Genomic DNA, 18,686 nt, shown 5'->3' with positions numbered 1-18,686 from the left:
CAGGGGGCACACACGATCGTCGCGAAGGTTACCGACGTTGCCGGGAACACCGGATCGAGCGCCGGCGTGGCCTACACGCTGGACACGGTCGCACCGGGCGTGACGCAGCAGCTGCTGCATGACACTGGCCCGTCGGCAGTCGACAAGATCACCAGCGATGCGACGTTGACCGGCTCCGGCGATCCCAATGCGCTGGTAACCTTCATGATCGATGGCGTCGCGGTCGGTGAAACCGCGACGGCCGACGGCAGTGGCGCCTGGACTTTCACACCGCTCGGCCTGGCCGACGGCGCGCACACGATCGTGGCAAGCCAGACGGATGGTGCGGGGAATACCGGGACGGCCAGCCTGACGTTCATGCTGGATACGGCAGCGCCGGCGGTGGCGTCGATCACGGCCACAACGCCAAGCCAGCCGGAAGGCAATACCGGCGCGACGCTCTATACGTTCCTGGTCCAGCTGGACAAGGCTCCGACGTTCAGCCAGACGATGAGCTGGGCGGTCACAGGCAGCGGCACCAACGCCGCGAATGCCACCGACTTCGTCGGTGGTGCCCTGCCGTCCGGAACGGTGACGATCGAGGCCGGACAGACATCGGCGATCATCACGGTCAAGGTGCAGGGCGACAAGGCGACGGAGCTCGCCGAGGAGTTCACGGTCACGCTGTCGGAGCCGTCGGTTGGCGTGACGATCGGAACCGCGTCGGCCACGGCCACGATCGCGAACGACGATGCTGCGGCGATCGACGGCTATATCGCCGGCGCCACGGTCTTTGCGGACGGCAATGGAAACGGCAAACTCGATCCTGGCGAAGCGTCGACGACGACGGATGAAAACGGGAACTTTACGCCTCCGGCCGGGTCGGGACCGCTGGTCGTGATCGGCGGCATCGACGTGTCGACAGGGTTGGCATTCGTTGGATCGCTGTCGGCGCCGGCGGGTTCCTCGGTCATCACGCCCGTTACGACGCTGATCACCGCCCTGCAGGCGAGCGGCATTGCCGACCTTGCCGAGGCGCAGCAGGTTGCGAGCCAGATCCTTGGCCTCGATCCCGGCATCGACACCCTCAATGTCGATCCGATCGCAGCCGCCGTGGCCGGTGACGAGGCAGCCGCTGCGGCCGTCGTGGCGGGCGCCAAGCTGCTCGATACCGCCCAGCTGATTATCTCGGCGGTGGGCGATGGCGGTGACAAGGCCGCGGCGCTCAGCAACGTGTTCGGCGCCATGGCGGCCGCGATCGGCGATCTCGACGGCGGCCAGCAGTATGACCTGTCGAATACGCAGACATTGACGACGCTGGTCAACGATGTCGCAACGGCCCAGGGTACCGACGCCAGCGCATTTGCCGATGACCTCGCGACGATCATTGCCGCCAGCAATGCGTCGCTCGACCAAAAGCTCGCTGAAAACAGCAGCGGCCTGGCGTTGTTCACCGATATCAGCGCCGTTGCGCGGGTCGCCCAGGGCGAAACCGCGAACGACCTGCAGGCCGCGGCCGGCGATCCCACGCAGATCGCCGCGGCGGTTGCCGATCACACCGGCGACAGCCTGGCGAATGCCATCGCGGTCGCGGCGGTCGAGGTGGCACCGGCCACCGTGTCCGTCGTCGTGGACGCCGAAGTGCAGTCTGAAGGCGATAGCGGCACGAGGACTTACACGTTCACGCTCACCTTGGACCATGCCTCGATCTCAAGTCAGACGGTCGTGTGGTCGGTGGAAGGAACCGGTGCCAACGCGGCGACGGCGTTGGACTTCTCGGATGGCGTGCTGCCAGGCGGCATCGTGACGTTCGCCACGGGGGAGACGAGCAAGACGATCGAGGTCAGCGTGGCAGGTGACACGACAGTGGAGGCCGACGAAGCCTTCGCGCTCGCGCTCTCGGAGCCTTCGCTGGGCCTCATCATCGGCACGGCGTCGACGGTTGCCACGATCGTCAACGATGACACTTCGGTGTCGATTGCCGCCCTGCTGGCATCGAAGGTCGAAGGCAATGCCGGGCCGACGGCGTTCACCTTCACCGTGACCAGAAGCGGCGACACGTCCGGCGTGTCGTCGGTGGCCTACGCGGTCGCCGGCTCCGGCGTGACCCCTGTCGACGCGGCCGATCTCGCTGGGGGTGCGCTGCCGTCCGGCGTCGTCACCTTTGCCGCCGGAGAGACCGTCAGCACGATCACCGTCGCGGTGGCGGGCGATGCGACGATCGAGCCCGACAATGGGTTCGTCGTCACCCTCTCGACCCCGTCGGACGGCACGACGATCGGCACGGCCAGCGCGATCGGCACCGTCCTGAACGACGATCTCAGGTCGTATGGCGATGCCTACGTGGTGCTCCAGGGCGACACCCTGACAGTATCGGCGTCGGCAGGCGTGCTGGCCAACGATGATATCTCGCCGCCGGCCACGGCGACGGTGCAGGGCACGACGACCCACGGCTTGCTACAGCTCGCCGCCGATGGCGCCGTGACCTATGATCCGAACGCGGGATTCGCGGGCATCGACAGCTTCACCTATCATGCCGGCGGCGCCAACGGCGCCGCGGACGATGCCCAAGCGGTGGTCTATGTCGTTCCCGTGCAGGTCGGGCCGACGACGACCACCCTGAATCTGGTGGCCTTGTCCGCCGAGGAGCAGATCGCCGCCACCTACGTAGCCTTCTTCGGCCGCGGCGCCGATGCCCGAGGGTTCGAGTTCTGGGTGGACCAGTTCCACGGCAACCAGGCGACGCAAGGCCCGGCCGCCCTCTTTGCCAACATCGCAAGCTCGTTCGGAGTCAGCGCCGAGGCAAAGGCGCTCTATCCCTTCCTGGTCGATCCGTTCAATGCCAGCGACGCCCAGATCGGGGCCTTCCTCGACACCGTCTACGACAACCTGTTCAACCGCACGGCCGATGCCGATGGATTGAACTACTGGGTCAATCAGATCAAGACGACGCTGGCGGCCGGCCAGTTCGTCGGCACGGTGCTGGTGGACATCATGAGCGGTGCCCAGAACACGGCGAATGGCCAGGACATTACCTCGCTGATGGGCAAGGTAGCTGTCGGTCTCGAATACGTTCATGAGCAGCAGGAGCATGACATGCAATGGGCCGGGGACGCCGACTTGGCGGCAGCCCGCGCCCTGCTTGATTTCGTGACGTCGGACGCGCAGTCGATTCTCACGGGCCTCAGGAACGCCGACACGATCGTCGAGAATCACGCGTGAGGAGCGGCGGCTGACCCCGGTGGCAGCGTCGCGTCGCCAACAGGAATGGTTCTGAACTGCGGGATGGTGTTCCATGTGGTTGTCCCGTAGCGCGTAAGGAAATACGGACGCTTTGCATGAGGCGACGCAAGTACCGGCTGCGCTGCATCATGAATAAGTTCGGAGAGGAGGCGCAAACGGCGGGGAGCCTGGGCCGCGCCCCATCGGTCACCTCATTCGCCAACCCAGGTCAGCCTTCAACAGCCTCGACACGGGCTAACGAATCAAGCGGACGTCGAGGTTGTCGAGTTGGGCCCAAGCGGTGTCTGCCGTCAGCACCGGCAGCTGGCGCACCTGTGCAAGCGCCAGACAGGCACGGTTCCCTAAGGACAGGCCGGCGCTTCGGATGGAGAGTCGGAGCCCGCCTGATCGCGTCGCCTGATCGGCGTCGAATTCCGCCACCTCCACGCCGATCGAATGGATCAGGGAAGTTGCTTCTTCCGCCGGCATGCCGCGCTCGCACAGCTTGGCGACAATCTCTGCGAGATTGACAGTCGAAAGAAGTGCGCCGGGCAATGCGGCCTCCACCACCTCGGTTCCAGGCTCATCAGCCAGGAGGGCGAGGACGGCCGAACTGTCGAGAACGACGTCACTCATTGGCGGCCGCTCGCCTGCGCTCCTCGATCAGTTCGGCTGCGAGAGACGTGCCCGACGGAACGTATTTGTTGAAGGAAACTGACACTCCTAACCGCCTACTTGCGGCTCATCGAGCTTGCAATCCCTGCCAAATGGTTCCCGGCATCTTCCGCTGTTCGCTTCGCCCGCTTCCCGAAGCGCGCGCTCAGACCACGCCGAGATCGCGCGGGCGCACGAAGGAGATCAGTCGCGCAGCGCCAAAGTCGAGCTTGCGCCACGGCTCGTCGCGCAGCGAGAGCGTGGCCAGCGCGCCGGTGGGAAACTTGGCGCGCAGCGAGGCCAGCTCCTCGGGCGGGCCGTCTCCGGCCAATGCCGCGGCAAAGTGCCCGATGCCGTCATTGTGTCCGATCAGCAGGACGCTCGCCCTATCGTCGCTGACAGCCCGGACCTGGGCCAGCAGCACCTCCTCCGGCGCGAGGTACAAGTCCTTGCTCAAGTTGATCGGCGGGGCGGGCGGGGCCAGCGTCGCCACGATCGGCGCCAGCGTCTGGCGCGTCCGGAGCGCGGTCGAGCAGAGGATCAGGTCGGGCCGCAGGCCGAGGCGGGCAATATGGTCGGCCATCGCCTTGGCGGCGCGCTCGCCGCGGCGGTTGAGGGGGCGGTCGTGATCGTCGAGCCGGGGATCGCTCCAGGCTGATTTTGCATGCCGCAGGAGGAGAAGGGTACGGGTCAAGTCCCAATCCAGGAAAATGCAGTCATAACAAGCCTCTAGTGAATTGCCATGACTCGTTCAGGCAGAAGCGTTACGGTCGCTGCGCACAGATTCCGGCACACGCCCCTCAGAGGCCGACTATGGACGCCCTCACCTCGACACCGAGCCACCCTCTGGGTCTCGAGATAGCATCCGACAATCCCCAGCGCTTCATCAATCGGGAGCTGTCCTGGCTCGCCTTCAATGCGCGCGTATTGGAGGAGGCGAGCAACAAGCGTCACCCGCTGCTCGAGCGGGTGCGCTTCCTGTCGATCTCGGCCGACATTCTCGACGAGTTCTACATGGTGCGCGTCGCCGGCCTGGTCGACATGCTGCAGACGCGCGGCACGTTGCGCAGCGATGACGGCATGACGCCGGCCGAGCAGCTGGCCGCCATCCGCGAGCGCGCCTCGGTGCTGATGGCGCACCAGCAGGAGACCTGGGCGACCCTGCAGAGCGACCTGCGCGAGGCGGGCATTGCCGTGGTCGAAATCGGCGAACTGACTGACGCCGAGCGCAGCTGGCTCGACCAGTACTTCATCGAGCAGGTTTTCCCCATCCTGACGCCGCTCGCCATCGATCCGGCGCACCCGTTCCCATTCCTGCCCAACGGCAGCTTCTCGGCCATCCTGAAGCTGCAGCGTCGTGACGACCGGCGGCCGCTGATGGCCCTGCTGCCGCTGCCAACCCAGCTCGACCGCTTTATCCGCCTGCCTGGGCCCACGATCCGCTTCTTGTCGCTCGAGGACCTGGTGGACATCGCCCTGCCGCGCCTGTTCCCCGGTTACGAGGTGATCGAGCAGGCGGTGTTCCGCCTGATCCGCGACAGCGACGTCGAGATCAACGAGGAGGCCGAGGATCTGGTGCTGCTCTACGAGAGCGCGCTGAAGCGCCGCCGGCGCGGCGACCTGATCTCGATCTCGGTCAACAGCGCCATGCCGGCCGAGCTGCGCGACTTCCTGTTCGACCAGCTCGAGGTCACGGTGCAGACCCAGACCGTGCACATCTTCCACCTCGACCGCATGCTCAACATCGTCGACGTCAAGGCGGTGATCGTCGACGACCGGCCCGACCTCAAGTTCGTGCCCTACAACGTACGCTTCCCCGAACGTATCCGCGATTTCGGCGGCGATTGCTTCGCCGCCATCCGCGCCAAGGACATCGTCGTTCATCACCCCTACGAGAGCTTCGACGTCGTCGTCCAGTTCCTGCGCCAGGCGGCGCGGGATCCGGCGGTGGTGGCGATCAAGCAGACGCTCTACCGCACCAGCCACGATTCGCCGATCGTCAAGGAGCTGATCGCGGCGGCCGAGGCTGGCAAGACGGTGACGGCGCTGGTCGAGCTCAAGGCGCGCTTCGACGAGGAAGCCAACATCCGCTGGGCGCGCGACCTCGAGCGCGCCGGCGTACAGGTGGTCTACGGCTTCATCGATCTCAAGACCCACGCCAAGGTGTCGATGGTGGTGCGCCGCGAGGCGCAGTCGACCCGCACCTACGTGCATTTCGGCACCGGCAATTACCATCCGATCACGGCGCGGCTCTACACCGACCTGTCGTTCTTCACCTGCGATCCGGCGATGGGGCGCGATGCGGCACGGCTGTTCAACTACATGACCGGCTATGCCAGGCCCGAGAAGATGGAGAAGATCGCCTATGCTCCGGCGACGCTGCGCAAGACCCTGTACGGCCTGATCGAGTCGGAGATCGACAATGCGCGGGCCGGGCGGCCGGCGGCGATCTGGGCCAAGCTCAACTCGCTGGTCGATGCGCCGCTGATCGACCGCCTCTATGCCGCCTCCCGGGCCGGCGTGCAAATCGACCTGGTTGTGCGCGGCATCTGCTGCCTGCGTCCGGGGGTAAAAGGCCTGAGCGAGCACATCCGGGTCAAGAGCATGATCGGGCGCTTCCTCGAACATGCCCGCATCGTCTGCTTCGGCAACGGCAAGCCCCTGCCGTCGCCCCAGGCCAAGGTGTTCATCTCGTCGGCCGACTGGATGCCGCGCAATCTCGACCGCCGGGTCGAGCTGTTCTGTCCGGTCGAGAATCCGACCGTGCACGAGCAGGTGCTCGACCAGATCATGGTGGCCAACCTCAAGGACGACAGCCAGAGCTGGGTAATGGGCCCAGACGGCAGCTACAGCCGGCCGCCGCCCGGCAAGGAACCCTTCATCGCCCATGACTATTTCATGACGAACCCGTCGCTGTCGGGTCGCGGCAGCGCCCTGAAGCTCGCCGGCGCGGTGCCCAGGCTGGTGCTGAGCTCCTAGGGCGGCGTGTGACGCCGGGTAGCGGCGTCACGTCGCGCGTCGATCGCCGCTGCAAACCGGCGCGGACTGGGCTACAGGGAGCGCGCATGGACGGCGAAGCCACCCTGGACACTCCCGCTCCTGACGCCGCCAGCGCGCGCGCGGCCACAGGCAAGGGGCGAGTCGGGATCATCGACGTCGGCTCCAATTCGATCCGCCTCGTCGTCTACGAGCGCAAGAGCCGGGCACCGCTACCGGTTTTCAACGAGAAGGTGATGTGCGGCCTGGCGCGCGGGCTCGACGCCACCGGGCGGCTCAATCCCGACGGCGTCGCGATGGCGCTGGCCAACATCGATCGCTTTCACACGCTCGCCCACAACATGAAGGTGGAATCGCTCGACCTGCTGGCGACGGCGGCCGTTCGCGATGCCGCCGACGGCGCCGATTTCATGCACGCGCTGGCGAGCCGGCCGGGCATCCAGGCCCATGTCGTGAGCGGCCACGACGAGGCGCGCTACTCCGGGTATGGCGTGATCTGCGGCATCCCCGAGGCGGCAGGGGTGATGGGTGACCTGGGCGGCGGCAGCCTCGAGTTGGTGGCGCTGAACGGCGGCTGCCTGGGCTCCTCGACCACCCTGCCGATCGGGCCGCTGAGGCTCATGTCGTCGGGCAAGAGCGATCCCTCGCGTGTCGTGCTCGAGGCGATCGAAAGCGTGCGCTGGCTGCGCGAGGAGACCGGCGAGACCTTCTATGCCGTGGGCGGCGCGTGGCGTTCTTTCGCCCGCCTGCACATGGAGCAGGCGGGCTATCCGCTGCACATCATTCATCACTACGAGATCGCCGCCGAGGAGGCGCGGGCCGTCGCCCGGCTGATCGCCGTGCAGAGCGCGCGATCGCTGGAGAAGATGCCGGGCGTATCGCGTCGCCGCGTCGACACCTTGCCGCTGGCCTGCCTGGCGCTCGACCGCCTGCTTGCCGTGCTGAGGCCGCGCAGCGTGGTATTCTCGGCCTTCGGGCTGCGCGAGGGTTTCTACTATTCGCGGCTCGGCGAGGCCGAGCGCACCCGCCATCCGCTGATCGCCTTCGCCGAGGAGCAGGGCGCAGGCTGGCGGCGCTTCGACCTCGACCCGTCGGAGATCTTCGACTGGCTGACGCCGGTGTTCGCGGGCGAGAACGAGACCGAGCGCGTGCTGCGCACCGCGGCCTGCCATCTCAGCGACATCTCGTGGGACGATCACCCCGACTACCGCGCCGAGCAGGCCTACGTGCGGGTGCTCCATCTGCCGGCACCCGGCATGAGCCATCGCGAGCGGGCCGTGCTCGCGATGACGCTGGCCTATCGCTACAAGAGCGATCCGCGCGCGGCGATGCTCGATACCGCGCTCAGACTGGCCGACGGCCGGGGACGGACCTTCGCCCGCCGCCTCGGCGCCTGCCTCAGGCTCGCCTACAACCTGTCCGGCGGTGCGCCGGGGTTGCTCACCCAGGTACGCCTGCGCCGCCTCGAGCGCGAGCTGCATCTGATCGTGCCGTCGACCGCCTATGGCAGCCTGGGCGACGTCACGGCGCGCCGCCTCGAGAACGCCGCCGACGCCTTCGACCTCAAGCCGGTGATCGTGACGGGGGTGTGAGAGTCATCCCCCTCCCCAGCTTCTGGGGTGTCCGCGTCTTCGCGGATGGAGGGGTCATGGTCATCCGGACCGCGGGCGTCCCGCCCGCTCATGATCATGAGCCTGAGCGAGCGAGACGCTCGCGGTCCGGAAGAACAGGATTCATGACCCCTCCGTCGCCGTATGACGGCGACACCTCCCCAGCGAAGACGCTGGGAGGAGGGTCGAGGAGCCTACGCCGCCGCTGTCGGCGTCGGGATCAGCCTGGCGTGCTCGCCGGACAAGGCGAGCGCCAAGCGGCCTTCGATCAGGTCGATGGCATCGGCACCGAAGATCTCGCGCCGCCAGCCGCGCAGGGCATGGATATCGCGCCGGCCGGCGGCCAGCCGGTCGAGTTCGTCGGCGCTCGCCACCAGGCGGGCGGCGACGCCGGCCTCGTCGGCCTTGAGGCGCAACAGGGTACGCAGCAGATCGACCACGGGGGCGGGGGCGCGCAACTGCTCGCTCTGGCGGTCGCGCGTCGGCAGCTCGGAGTCGGGCAACTGGCGTGCCCGCTCGATCGCCTCGAGAATCTCGCGGCCCTGCCAGCCTTCGGCGAAGCCGCGGCCGAGGCCGCGCGTCATGGCGAGCTCCTCGAGGCTGCGCGGTGCATGACTCGCGATCTCGAGCAGCTGCTCGTCGCGCAGCAGGCGCTGGCGCGGGATGTCGATCCTCTGGGCGGTGCGCTCGCGCCACGCCGCAATCTCGCGCAGCGTCGCCAGCATGCGCGGCGAGGCGCTGCGCGGCTTCAGCTTGCGCCACGCCATGTCGGGATCGGCCCGGTAGGTCGCCGGGTCGTTCAGCACCGCCATCTCCTCAGAGATCCAGGAGAAGCGGCCGGTCTTGTCGAGCTGGCGCTTCAGCTTCTCGTAGACGACGCGCAGATGGGTGACGTCGGACAGCGCGTAGGTGATCTGCCGCTCGCTGAGCGGCCGGCGGCTCCAGTCGGTGAAGCGGCTCGATTTGTCGATCTTTGCCTTGGCCAGTCGGGCGGCCAGCGACTCGTACGACGCCGCCTCGCCGTGGCCGCACACCATGGCCGCCACCTGGGTGTCGAACAGCGGCTGCGGCACCTGGTTCATGCGCTGATAGAAAATCTCGATGTCCTGCCGCGCGGCATGGAAGACCTTCAACACCTTCTGATTGGCCATCAGCTCTTCCAGCGGGGCGAGATCGATGCCCTCGGCCAGGGTATCGATCGCGGCCGCCTCGTCAGGGCCCGCCACCTGGGCCAGACAGAGCCTGGGCCAGTAGGTGCGCTCGCGCATGAATTCGGTGTCGACGGCTATGAACTCGGTCGTCGCCAAGGGCTTGCAAAACGCCGCCAAGTCGTCAGTTTTGGTAATCAGCTTCATTGACGTTGCTGTATAGCCGGAGCAGGCGATTGCGGCAAAGCCGGGAACGCCCGGTCGGCTTGACTTGGCGGGCCATTCCGTGCCTTTTGCCGGCCCGCAAGCTTCCGGACAATCAGTGATGTCTTCAGCCTACCGAACCCATACGTGCGGCCAGTTGCGGTCGGAGCATGTCGGCCAGCAGGTCCGCCTGTCCGGCTGGGTCCAGCGCAAGCGCGACCACGGCAATCTGCTGTTCATCGACCTGCGCGACCACTATGGCGTGACCCAGGTGGTTCTCGACGTTGCCAGTCCGGTCTTCAAGGTTGCCGAAACCGTGCGCAGCGAGAGCGTGATCACCGTGAGTGGCAAGGTGGTGGCGCGCGAGCCGTCGACGGTGAATCCGCGACTTGCCACCGGCCAGATCGAGCTCGACGCCGCCGAGATGGTCGTTCAGTCGATGGCCGAGACACTGCCCATCCCGGTCCATATCGAGAACGACACCTCGCCCGAGGAGCTGCGGCTCAAGTACCGCTTTCTCGACCTGCGCAAGGACAAGCTGCACCGCAACATCGTGCTGCGCAGCCAAGTCATCGCCTCGCTGCGCCGGCGCATGATCGAGCAGGGCTTCATCGAGTTCCAGACACCAATCTTGACGGCGGACAGTCCCGAAGGTGCGCGGTCCTATGTCGTGCCGAGCCGCCTGCATCCGGGCAAGTTCTATGCCCTGCCGCAGGCGCCACAGATGTTCAAGCAGCTCCTGATGGTGTCGGGCTTCGACCGCTATTTCCAAATCGCGCCGTGCTTTCGCGACGAGGACGCCCGCGCCGACCGTGCCCCGGGCGAGTTCTACCAGCTCGATTTCGAGATGAGCTTCGTCACCCAGGAAGACGTGTTCGCGGCCATCGAGCCGGTGCTGGGCGGCGTGTTCGAGGAGTTTGCCGGTTTCGGCCGCGATACTCCGCGCACGGTGACTCGCTTCCCGTTTCCGCGCATTCCCTACGCCGAGGCGCTGCTGACCTACGGCACCGACAAGCCCGACTTGCGCAACCCGTTGCGCATCGTCGATGCCGGCGAGGTCTTCGCGGGCTCCGACTTCAAGGTGTTCGCCGGCATCGTCGCGGGCGGTGGCGTGGTGCGCGCGCTCAGGGCGCCCGAGGCGGCCGCGCAGCCCCGGAGCTTTTTCGACAAGCTCAATTCGTGGGCCCAGGCAGAAGGCAAGCCCGGGCTGGGCTACATCATCCTGGAAGGTGGCGCGGGCCGAGGCCCGATTGCCAAGTTCGTCACCGACGAGCGGCTCGCCAAGCTCAAGGCCCTGACCGGGGCGGAGGACGGCGACGCCGTGTTCTTCGTCGCCGACAAGCCCGAGGCCGCCTGGAAGTTCGCTGGCCACGTCCGCACCAAGGTCGGCCAGGAGCTCGGCCTGATCGCCGAGGGTGCCTTCGAGTTCTGCTGGATCGTCGACTTCCCGATGTTCGAGTACGACGAGACGGCGAAGAAGATCGACTTCAGCCACAACCCGTTCTCGATGCCGCAGGGCGGTCTGGAGGCCCTGGAGACGCAGGATCCGCTGACCATCAACGCCTGGCAGTACGATATCGTCTGCAATGGCATCGAGCTGTGCTCCGGCGCCATCCGCAACCATCGGCCGGACATCATGTTCAAGGCCTTCGGCATCGCCGGCTACAGCAACGAGGAGGTCGAGCAGCGGTTCGGCGGCATGCTGAACGCTTTCCGCTACGGCGCCCCGCCGCACGGCGGCGCCGCCCCCGGCGTCGACCGCATCGTCATGCTGCTGGCGGACGAGCCCAACATACGCGAGGTCATCTGCTTCCCGATGAACCAGCAGGCTGTCGACCTGATGATGGATGCACCGACCGAGCTGCCACCCGAGAAGCTGCGCGAGCTGCACATTGGATTGCGTCTGCCGCCCTCGCGCAGGGACTAGGGGTGGTAGGCACTTCTCGCCTTTGACCTGGCTCACTTAATCGAATAAATTCAGGGTATTACATTTATTCGATTAAGTGATTTATGAGCTATTTTCGGCTCGCGTTTTCGTCCCTGCCGATGCTCGTCAGCCTGGCCCTTTCGACGGCCGGGTGCGGTGCGCCTCCACTCATCGTCGGGGCCAGCTATGCCGCCGATGGCGGCTTGCTTGCCGCCAGCGACAAAACGTCGACCGACCATCTGATGTCGATGGTCTCCAAGCAGGACTGCGCCATGTGGCGGGTCTTTCGCAGCCGGCCGATCTGCTCGGAGCGGGAGAATGGCCACGACCCGTATGAGGTCGACTACGCCCAGCCCCAGCGCATGGTCGCCGAGGACGGTATCCAGTACGCGGCGCCGCTGCGGTCCGGCCCGGGCGTTCCGGCCACGAGCTGGGATGCCGCTGCCTATGCCTCGGCGCCGCCGGCTCCTGCTTCCACTCCGGCTGCGCTTCCGGCTGCGATGGCTGACCCGGCGCCAATGCCTTCGCCAGGGGCCAGGACGGCACCAGGGCCTGCTGACCGATCGGCTGTCCTCCCTGCAGCGGTGCCCGGTTCGGCGCCCATGCCTGCCGCCAAGCCGGTGCTTGCGAGGAAAGCGAAGGCCAAGCCGATCAAGAAGACTTCACGAGGTCTGGTGGCGTCTGGTTCCTGAGCAGGAAAGCCTCGAGGTTGTCTAGCGCCTTGAAACCCATGGCGTTCCTCGTCTCGACCGTCGCCGAGCCCATGTGGGGAATGAGGAAGGCGTTGGGAATGTCGTGATAGTCGGGATGGATCCTGGGCTCGCCCTCGAACACGTCGAGGCCGGCCGCGGCGAGGCGGCCCGACCTGAGGGCGGCGATCAGCGCCTCGTCGTCGACCACCCCGCCGCGCGCCGTGTTCACCACGATCGCCCCGGGCGGCAGCTTGGCGATGCGCTCGGCATTGACCCACTTGCGGGTCGCCGCACTCATTGGCGCATTGATCGACAGGAAGTCGGAGTGCGGCAGCATCGCCTCGGGGTCGGCGTGGAAGATGGCGTCCTTCTCGAGGTCGGGGGGCAGCCGATTGCGGTTGCTGTAGTGGATCTGCATGCGGAAGGCCCGCGCCCGGTCGGCGACAGCCTGGCCGATGCGGCCCATGCCCAGGATACCCAGCCGCTTGCCGGTGACATGCACGCCCATCAGCTGGGTCGGCGTCCAGCCGGTCCAGGTGCGTGTCCGCAGCATGTGGGCGCCTTCGTGCGCCCGGCGGGCTGCCCCGAGCAGGCAGAGCAGGGTGATATCCGCCGTGGCGTCGGTCAGGACGTCGGGTGTGTTGCTGACGGCGATGCCGCGCCTGGCGGCGGCGGCGACGTCGACATGCTCGTAGCCGACCGAGAACGTCGCAATCATGCGGACCGATCCCGGCAGCCCGGCGATGGTGTCGGCGGTCAGTGGATCGCCCGCGGCGCACATGATGGCGTCGCAGCCGGCAGTGGCCGCGATCAGGGCCGGACCGTCGTACAGCCGGTCCTCGGGGTTCAGAACGGCATCGAAGTTGGCCGCCAGCCGGGCCTCGACGTCGGGCGGAAAGTGCCGGGTCGCGAGGACCTTCGGTTTGGCGGTCGTCATGGACGTCTTCCTCCTGTGCAGCCCTGCTGCAGGCGATCATTGTGGCAATCCGCGGGCATGGATATTACGCTTGGCGGCCCGGCTACAAGGCCTCGCCTCACGCCATTGTCCGTTGATCAAGCTTAGTTTTCGCCGCCCTCCCGCCCAGATCGCGGCTCCTCTTGCCGCCGTCTGCGCCGCATTGTTGCTGGGACTGTGGATAAGGGCGGTCGACGCGCAGCAGCAACCAGACGTCGTCCTGGTGCCGCATCGTGCGACCTACGACATGAAGCTCTCGGTCTCCCGGCCCAACAGCGGCATTGTCGACGTCAACGGCAGGATGGTGCTGGAGACGGTCGATTCCTGCGATGGCTGGGAGGTGAAGCAGCGGATCAAGCTGAAGTTTCTGCGCAACGACGGCGAAGAGTTCGACACCGATTCGAGCTTCAGCAGCTATGAGTCCAAGGATGGGCTGAGGCTGAGCTTCAGCGTGCGCAACATCCAGGACGACGAGGTCGAGGAGGAGCTCCGGGGCCAGGCCGAACTGCAGGGCCAGGGAGCCACCGGTCGCGCTTCGTTTACCCTGCCCGAGGCGCGGAGCTTCGAGCTGCCCGCCGGCACGCTGTTCCCGACCAGCCATCTCGTCCTGCTTATCCACCATGCGCGAAGTGGTGACCGGTCGGCATCCTACAGCGTCTTCGACGGCGCCCGTCTCGACGGCGCCTTCCAGGTCAATGCCGTGATCGGCCGCACGCCGCGCGTCACCGGACCGCCGGTGCGTGGCGATTTCACCCTGCTGCGCAATCAGCCGTCCTGGAACGTTCGGCTGGCCTTTTTCGCGGCCGGCGATCAGGGCAGCGCCAATCCCGAGTACGAGCTGGCGCTCGACCTTCTCGCCAATGGTATCGCGCGCTCGATGTTGCTCGACTACGGCGACTTTGCCGTCGATGCTCGTCTCGTCCACCTCCAAGCCCTGCAGAGGCCGCGATGCTGAAATCCCGTTTGACGATTCCCGGCCTTCTGACCGCCCTGGCAGTCCAGGTCGCGCCGGCGGCGGCACAGGAAATCACGCCGCATCGCGCAGTCTATTCGGTGATCGCGCTGGAGCGCGGCAGGCCGAGCGCGGGCACGCCCGGAACCTACGCCTACGAGCTGCGGCTGACTTGCGAGGGGTATGTCATCAATCAGCGTCTCAGGCTGGAGGTCACCGGGCCGCGCGCCTCGGTCGCCAACGAGCAGCAATCACAGATGAGCGAAAGCCGCGACGGCAGGCACCTGCGCTTCGAGCATCGGACGTCGGTGAGCGGCCGGCAGAGCACCGTGTTCAAGGGTGAGGCGACGCTTGGCGACGGTGGAAGCGGGGAGGCGCGCTTCTCCGAGCCGGGCGGACAGACGGTGGCCCTGCCGGCCCGCACGATGTTCCCGGTGGCGATCTCGCGCGAGACCATCCGCCAGGCCAAGGCGGGCGGGAACGGCTTCGACGCGCTGTTCTTCTTCGGCGACAAGGTGAAGCCGCCGCAACTGGTCAACATCCTGATCGGCAAGGTGCCCAAGCGCCTGGCCGACGTGAAGATCCCCGACGGCACGGAGTCGCTGGTCGACGGCCACGGACGCATCTACTACCGCGCCGGCTTCTTCGATGCCCAGTCCGGGGGGCAGGGTGAGCCTGCCTTCGAGATGAGCAGCGTGACGCTCGACAACGGCATCGAGCTCTACGGCACTCACGAGGAAGGCGAAGGCGGCATCGAGTACCGCATCACGCGACTGGAGGCTTTGCCTAAGCCGGAATGCAAGTGATCGGGCCTAGAGCTTTCCATGACTGACGGCGACGCCTTCGAGGATGGGCTGACACCCGAGCAGGCGGTGGACCGGCTCGAGCAGCTGCATGCGGCTGCCAGCGAGGCGTTGCGCGAGGCCTTGGCGCGCTTCGTGCGCTCCGGCGTCGAACCGTCGCCCGAGGAACGCAGCCGCTTCCGCTATCCCGAGCTGCGTGTCGACTGGCGACCTGCCGGCGCCATCCGCTTCACCCGCCGCGCCTGGGCGAAGTTCCAGGCGCCGGGGCTCTATTCGACGACGGTGACGCAGCCCGCTTATTTCCGCGAGTACCTGCTCGAGCAGTTGCGCCCGCTGGTATCCGAATTCGGCGCCCGCCTCGATGTCGTCGCGAGCGGCCAGGAAATTCCCTATCCGTTCGTTACGGAAGAGGGCGACGAGTTCATCCACGGCGAATTGTCGGTGACCGAGCTGGCGCGCCACTTCCCGACACCAGTGCTGGCCAATGTCGGCGACGAGATCGCCGACGGCACGTGGGTTTTCGAGGACCGGCGTTCGCGTCCGCTCGCGCTGTTCGATGCCGTGCGGGTCGATTTCTCGCTGCGCCGTCTCGTCCACTACACCGGCACGGATTGGCGCACCATCCAGCCGTGGATCCTGTTCACCAACTATCAGCGCTATGTCGAGCACTTCGTCACCTGGGCGATGGGGGAGCTGGCCAGTCCGGCCAGCCCCTACACCCAGCTGGTGCTGCCGGGCGGCGCCGTGGTGCGGCGCGGCGATGCGCTGCCGGCCGCCGACGACGCGGTGGCGACCGCGCCATGGCACCGCTTCCAGATGCCGGCCTGCAGCCTCTTGCGTTCGGACCGGCGCGGCGGGGTGACAATCGTCAACATCGGCGTCGGGCCTTCCAATGCCAAGAACGCGACCGATCATCTGGCGGTGCTGCGGCCCCATTGCTGGCTGATGATCGGCCATTGCGGCGGCCTGCGGCAGTCGCAGACGATCGGCGACTACGTGCTGGCGCACGCCTACATGCGGCGCGATCGCATCCTCGACGAGCTGGTGCCGCCCGAAGTGCCGGTTCCCGCCCTGGCGGAAGTGCAGGTCGCGCTGCAGCAGGCCGCCGAACGGGTCACCGGCGAGCGCGGCGACGCGCTGAAGCGCCGGCTGCGCACCGGAACCGTCGTGAGCTACGACGATCGCAATTGGGAGCTGCGCTGGTCCCAGGAACGACGCCGCATCAATCATGGACGCGCCATCGCTGTCGACATGGAAAGCTCGGCGCTGGCGACGCAGGGCTATCGCCTGCGAGTGCCCTACGGGACCTTGCTCTGCGTGTCCGACAAGCCCCTGCATGGCGAGATCAAGCTGCCGGGGGCGGCGACGCGCTTCTACCAGCGCGCGGTCGGCGAGCACCTCCGCATCGGCCTGGAGACCCTCGACCTGCTGCGCAGCGAGCTGGGCTCGCTGCACTCGCGCAAGCTCCGCAGCTTCGACGAGCCGCCGTTCAGGTGAGGAAGGTCAAATCGGCCACAGCCAAGCGGCCCCGCGCACGCCGCTCGAATCGCCGTGGACGGGCGGCACGAGCCTGGTGGCGATGCTCTCGGGCTCGGAGAAGACGTAGCCCTTCCACAGTTCCGGCACGCGCCGGTAGATCGGTTGCATCTTCGAGAGGCCGCCGCCCAGCACGATGACGTGCGGGTCGATCAGGTTGACGACATTGGCGAGCGAGCGCGCCAGCCGGTCGCAATATCGCTCCAGGCAATCCTGAGCCTCGCGATCGCCCGACTCCGCCGCGGCCGCGATGTCGGTGGCGATCAGCTGTCGGCCGGTGCGCTTGGCGAACTGGGCCTGGAAGGCGGGGCCGCTCAGCCATGCCTCGACGCAGCCCCAGCGGCCGCAATAGCATTGCGGGCCGGGCCGTTCGTCGTCGCGCGGCTGCGGCAGGGCGTTGTGGCCCCATTCGCCGGCGATCGCCTGGGCGCCGAGCAGGGGGCGTCCGTCGATGACGACTCCGCCGCCCACGCCGGTCCCGAGGATGACGCCGAAGACGATCGGCGCCAGCCGCCCGGCGCCATCGGCGGCCTCCGAGACGGCAAAGCAGTTCGCGTCGTTCGACAGCTTGACCTCCTCGCGCGCCAGCGCCTGGCGCAGGTCGTGGTCGAGTGGATGGCCGTTAAGATGGGTGGAGTTGGCGTTCTTGATGAGGCCGGTCGCCGGGGAGATGGCGCCGGGATGGCCGACGCCCACCCGGCAGCGCGCGCCGACGCGCGCCTCGAGCTCGTGGACCATGTCCGCCACGGCGCGCACAGTTTCTTCGTAGGCGCCGGCCGGCGTCTTCACGCGCATGCGTGCGCGTTCCCCACCGGCATCGTCGAGCACGATGCCCTCGATCTTGGTGCCGCCGAGATCGATGCCGATACGCATGATCCTCCTACTTCATAGAAAGCGCGCCCGAATGTCGAGGCTGCTCGTTGTGCCGACAGACTGAAACGTCGAGGCCAGCCAGGAGGTTGCGGCCTTGCGGCCGAGACCGAACAGATGCTCGAGGAATTCGGGCTCGATATTGAACTTGCTGACGGCGCCGAGCGGTGCCAGCGAGGCGGGGTCGGCGATCGAATGAACCAGGACGTTCTTGAGCCGCTTGCCGAAGTCGCCGCGGACGGCGCCCTTTGCGATCAGCTCCTGGACGAAGGCGATGGCCCGCATCTCGGCCATCAGGGCCCCGCCGAAGGTGATCTCGTTCAGCCGGTCGGCGATTTCGGCATTGGACGTCGGGATGCCCATGCGCTCGGGCGGATCGACCTCGACCACGACGACGTCGCGGCTGTCGCAATTGTAGATGAACGGCCAGATCGGTGGGTTGCCGCGAAAGCCGCCGTCCCAGTAGGGCACGCCGTCGATCACGACGGCATCGTGGACGTTGGGCAGGCACGCCGAGGCGAGCAGGGCGTCGATCGACAGCTCGTCACGCGTGAAGATGCGCACCTTGCCGGTCTGCACGTTGGTGGCGGCGATGAAGGCCTTGATCTCGTGGCAGGCTCGCACGGCCTTCTCGTCGAAGTGTCGAGCCAGCAGGTCGCGCAGGGGATCGAACTTCAGCGGATTGCGCTGCCACGGAGAGAGGGTGCGCTGGACGAGGTCGGCCCACAGGGCGCCCGGAGAATCGTCGAGGTTCCAGTTGCCCTGAAGCCGGTCGAGGGGCGTGCGGCGGATCGGGCTGGCGATCGACATCGTCCCGAGCTCGCCCCAGAAGCGCCGCAGCGCCTCGCGCGCGCCTGCTCCGCCGCCCTGCGACCAGCCCTGCAGCAGGATCGCGGCGTTCATGGCGCCGGCGCTGGTGCCGCTGATCGCCTCGAATTCCAGCTGCCCATCCTCGATCAGCGCATCGAGAACGCCCCAGGTGAACGCGCCGTGCGAGCCGCCGCCTTGCAGGGCGAGATTGATGCGCTTGGTCGAACTCATGCTGCTGGGCTCCCGGTCGGCGCGACGCTACCTTCGCCGTTCTGTAACGAGGGCATGGCGGCGTCATTATGGCCAAGGATGCAGCGGCAGGACCGT

General features: G+C 67.1%; 14 protein-coding genes. 8 read left to right on the top strand and 6 right to left on the bottom strand.

Annotated features, from left to right (window positions below; genetic code table 11):
- Positions 1-3,201, top strand: a 3,201-nt coding sequence (locus AB7O82_RS12435) for a Calx-beta domain-containing protein (RefSeq protein WP_428619483.1), incomplete at its 5' end; no start/stop codon positions are given.
- A gap of 255 nt (positions 3,202-3,456) precedes the next feature.
- On the opposite strand, the gene AB7O82_RS12430 is transcribed toward AB7O82_RS12435, so the two are convergent.
- Both AB7O82_RS12430 and AB7O82_RS12425 read right to left on the bottom strand, forming a co-directional pair.
- Complete coding sequence (locus AB7O82_RS12430) at positions 3,457-3,837, bottom strand: type II toxin-antitoxin system VapC family toxin (protein ID WP_428539926.1); 381 nt, start codon at positions 3,835-3,837, stop codon at positions 3,457-3,459.
- 184 nt (positions 3,838-4,021) lie between these two features.
- A complete protein-coding gene (locus AB7O82_RS12425; protein ID WP_428539923.1) occupies positions 4,022-4,549 on the bottom strand; it encodes a SixA phosphatase family protein in 528 nt (175 codons plus the stop codon).
- Positions 4,550-4,668: 119 nt separating this feature from the next.
- Here AB7O82_RS12425 and AB7O82_RS12420 point away from each other — a divergent pair, with 119 nt between their 5' ends.
- On the top strand, positions 4,669-6,834 hold the full coding sequence (locus AB7O82_RS12420) for an RNA degradosome polyphosphate kinase (RefSeq protein ID WP_428539920.1): 2,166 nt from the start codon (positions 4,669-4,671) through the stop codon (positions 6,832-6,834).
- A gap of 86 nt (positions 6,835-6,920) precedes the next feature.
- The gene (locus AB7O82_RS12415; RefSeq protein WP_428539917.1) at positions 6,921-8,444 is read left to right on the top strand and encodes an exopolyphosphatase; all 1,524 of its coding nucleotides are present in this window, start codon (positions 6,921-6,923) and stop codon (positions 8,442-8,444) included.
- Positions 8,445-8,656: 212 nt separating this feature from the next.
- Here the strand turns inward: AB7O82_RS12415 and rnd are convergent, their stop codons facing one another.
- Positions 8,657-9,817 carry a ribonuclease D gene (rnd, locus tag AB7O82_RS12410; RefSeq protein ID WP_428539914.1) on the bottom strand — a complete coding sequence of 387 codons (1,161 nt, stop codon included), beginning with the start codon at positions 9,815-9,817 and terminating at the stop codon, positions 8,657-8,659.
- A 118-nt stretch (positions 9,818-9,935) separates the two neighbouring features.
- On the opposite strand from rnd, the gene aspS reads away from it, so the two are divergent.
- Both aspS and AB7O82_RS12400 read left to right on the top strand, forming a co-directional pair.
- Positions 9,936-11,741, top strand: coding sequence for an aspartate--tRNA ligase (gene aspS, locus AB7O82_RS12405; RefSeq protein WP_428539911.1), 1,806 nt, complete (start codon positions 9,936-9,938; stop codon positions 11,739-11,741).
- Between the two features lie 83 nt (positions 11,742-11,824).
- Positions 11,825-12,433 carry a hypothetical protein gene (locus AB7O82_RS12400; protein WP_428539908.1) on the top strand — a complete coding sequence of 203 codons (609 nt, stop codon included), beginning with the start codon at positions 11,825-11,827 and terminating at the stop codon, positions 12,431-12,433.
- On the opposite strand, the gene AB7O82_RS12395 is transcribed toward AB7O82_RS12400, so the two are convergent.
- Complete coding sequence (locus tag AB7O82_RS12395; protein ID WP_428539905.1) at positions 12,393-13,370, bottom strand: 2-hydroxyacid dehydrogenase; 978 nt, start codon at positions 13,368-13,370, stop codon at positions 12,393-12,395. The genes AB7O82_RS12400 and AB7O82_RS12395 overlap by 41 nt on opposite strands.
- 112 nt (positions 13,371-13,482) lie before the next feature.
- On the opposite strand from AB7O82_RS12395, the gene AB7O82_RS12390 reads away from it, so the two are divergent.
- The 3 genes from AB7O82_RS12390 to AB7O82_RS12380 are packed head-to-tail and all read left to right on the top strand — an operon-like array spanning position 13,483 to position 16,640.
- Positions 13,483-14,343 (top strand): EipB family protein, encoded by an 861-nt coding sequence (locus tag AB7O82_RS12390; RefSeq protein WP_428539902.1) that lies wholly within the window; start codon positions 13,483-13,485, stop codon positions 14,341-14,343.
- Positions 14,337-15,146 carry an EipB family protein gene (locus AB7O82_RS12385; protein ID WP_428539899.1) on the top strand — a complete coding sequence of 270 codons (810 nt, stop codon included), beginning with the start codon at positions 14,337-14,339 and terminating at the stop codon, positions 15,144-15,146. The genes AB7O82_RS12390 and AB7O82_RS12385 overlap by 7 nt, the downstream gene beginning before the upstream one ends.
- An 18-nt stretch (positions 15,147-15,164) precedes the next feature.
- Positions 15,165-16,640, top strand: coding sequence for an AMP nucleosidase (locus tag AB7O82_RS12380; protein ID WP_428539896.1), 1,476 nt, complete (start codon positions 15,165-15,167; stop codon positions 16,638-16,640).
- A gap of 6 nt (positions 16,641-16,646) precedes the next feature.
- Here AB7O82_RS12380 and AB7O82_RS12375 read toward each other — a convergent pair whose 3' ends face one another.
- The gene (locus AB7O82_RS12375; protein ID WP_428539893.1) at positions 16,647-17,552 is read right to left on the bottom strand and encodes an ROK family protein; all 906 of its coding nucleotides are present in this window, start codon (positions 17,550-17,552) and stop codon (positions 16,647-16,649) included.
- Between the two features lie 12 nt (positions 17,553-17,564).
- The gene (locus AB7O82_RS12370) at positions 17,565-18,590 is read right to left on the bottom strand and encodes a patatin-like phospholipase family protein (protein ID WP_428539890.1); all 1,026 of its coding nucleotides are present in this window, start codon (positions 18,588-18,590) and stop codon (positions 17,565-17,567) included.
- Between the last annotated feature and the right edge of the window lie 96 nt (positions 18,591-18,686).

The organism is Reyranella sp., assembly GCF_050185545.1.
GTDB lineage: Bacteria > Pseudomonadota > Alphaproteobacteria > Reyranellales > Reyranellaceae > Reyranella.
The sequence above is the reverse complement of the archived record's forward strand: the minus strand, read 5'-3'. Positions and strand labels throughout refer to the sequence as shown.

Bases quoted from the DNA above. Each gene is read 5' to 3' on its own strand.
- AB7O82_RS12430 (WP_428539926.1), bottom strand. From the start codon at position 3,837: ATGAGTGACGTCGTTCTCGACAGTTCGGCCGTCCTCGCCCTCCTGGCT.
- AB7O82_RS12420 (WP_428539920.1), top strand. From the start codon at position 4,669: ATGGACGCCCTCACCTCGACACCGAGCCACCCTCTGGGTCTCGAGATA.
- AB7O82_RS12415 (WP_428539917.1), top strand. From the start codon at position 6,921: ATGGACGGCGAAGCCACCCTGGACACTCCCGCTCCTGACGCCGCCAGC.
- rnd (WP_428539914.1), bottom strand. From the start codon at position 9,817: ATGAAGCTGATTACCAAAACTGACGACTTGGCGGCGTTTTGCAAGCCC.
- aspS (WP_428539911.1), top strand. From the start codon at position 9,936: ATGTCTTCAGCCTACCGAACCCATACGTGCGGCCAGTTGCGGTCGGAG.
- AB7O82_RS12400 (WP_428539908.1), top strand. From the start codon at position 11,825: ATGAGCTATTTTCGGCTCGCGTTTTCGTCCCTGCCGATGCTCGTCAGC.
- AB7O82_RS12395 (WP_428539905.1), bottom strand. From the start codon at position 13,370: ATGACGACCGCCAAACCGAAGGTCCTCGCGACCCGGCACTTTCCGCCC.
- AB7O82_RS12385 (WP_428539899.1), top strand. From the start codon at position 14,337: ATGCTGAAATCCCGTTTGACGATTCCCGGCCTTCTGACCGCCCTGGCA.
- AB7O82_RS12380 (WP_428539896.1), top strand. From the start codon at position 15,165: ATGACTGACGGCGACGCCTTCGAGGATGGGCTGACACCCGAGCAGGCG.
- AB7O82_RS12375 (WP_428539893.1), bottom strand. From the start codon at position 17,552: ATGCGTATCGGCATCGATCTCGGCGGCACCAAGATCGAGGGCATCGTG.
- AB7O82_RS12370 (WP_428539890.1), bottom strand. From the start codon at position 18,590: ATGAGTTCGACCAAGCGCATCAATCTCGCCCTGCAAGGCGGCGGCTCG.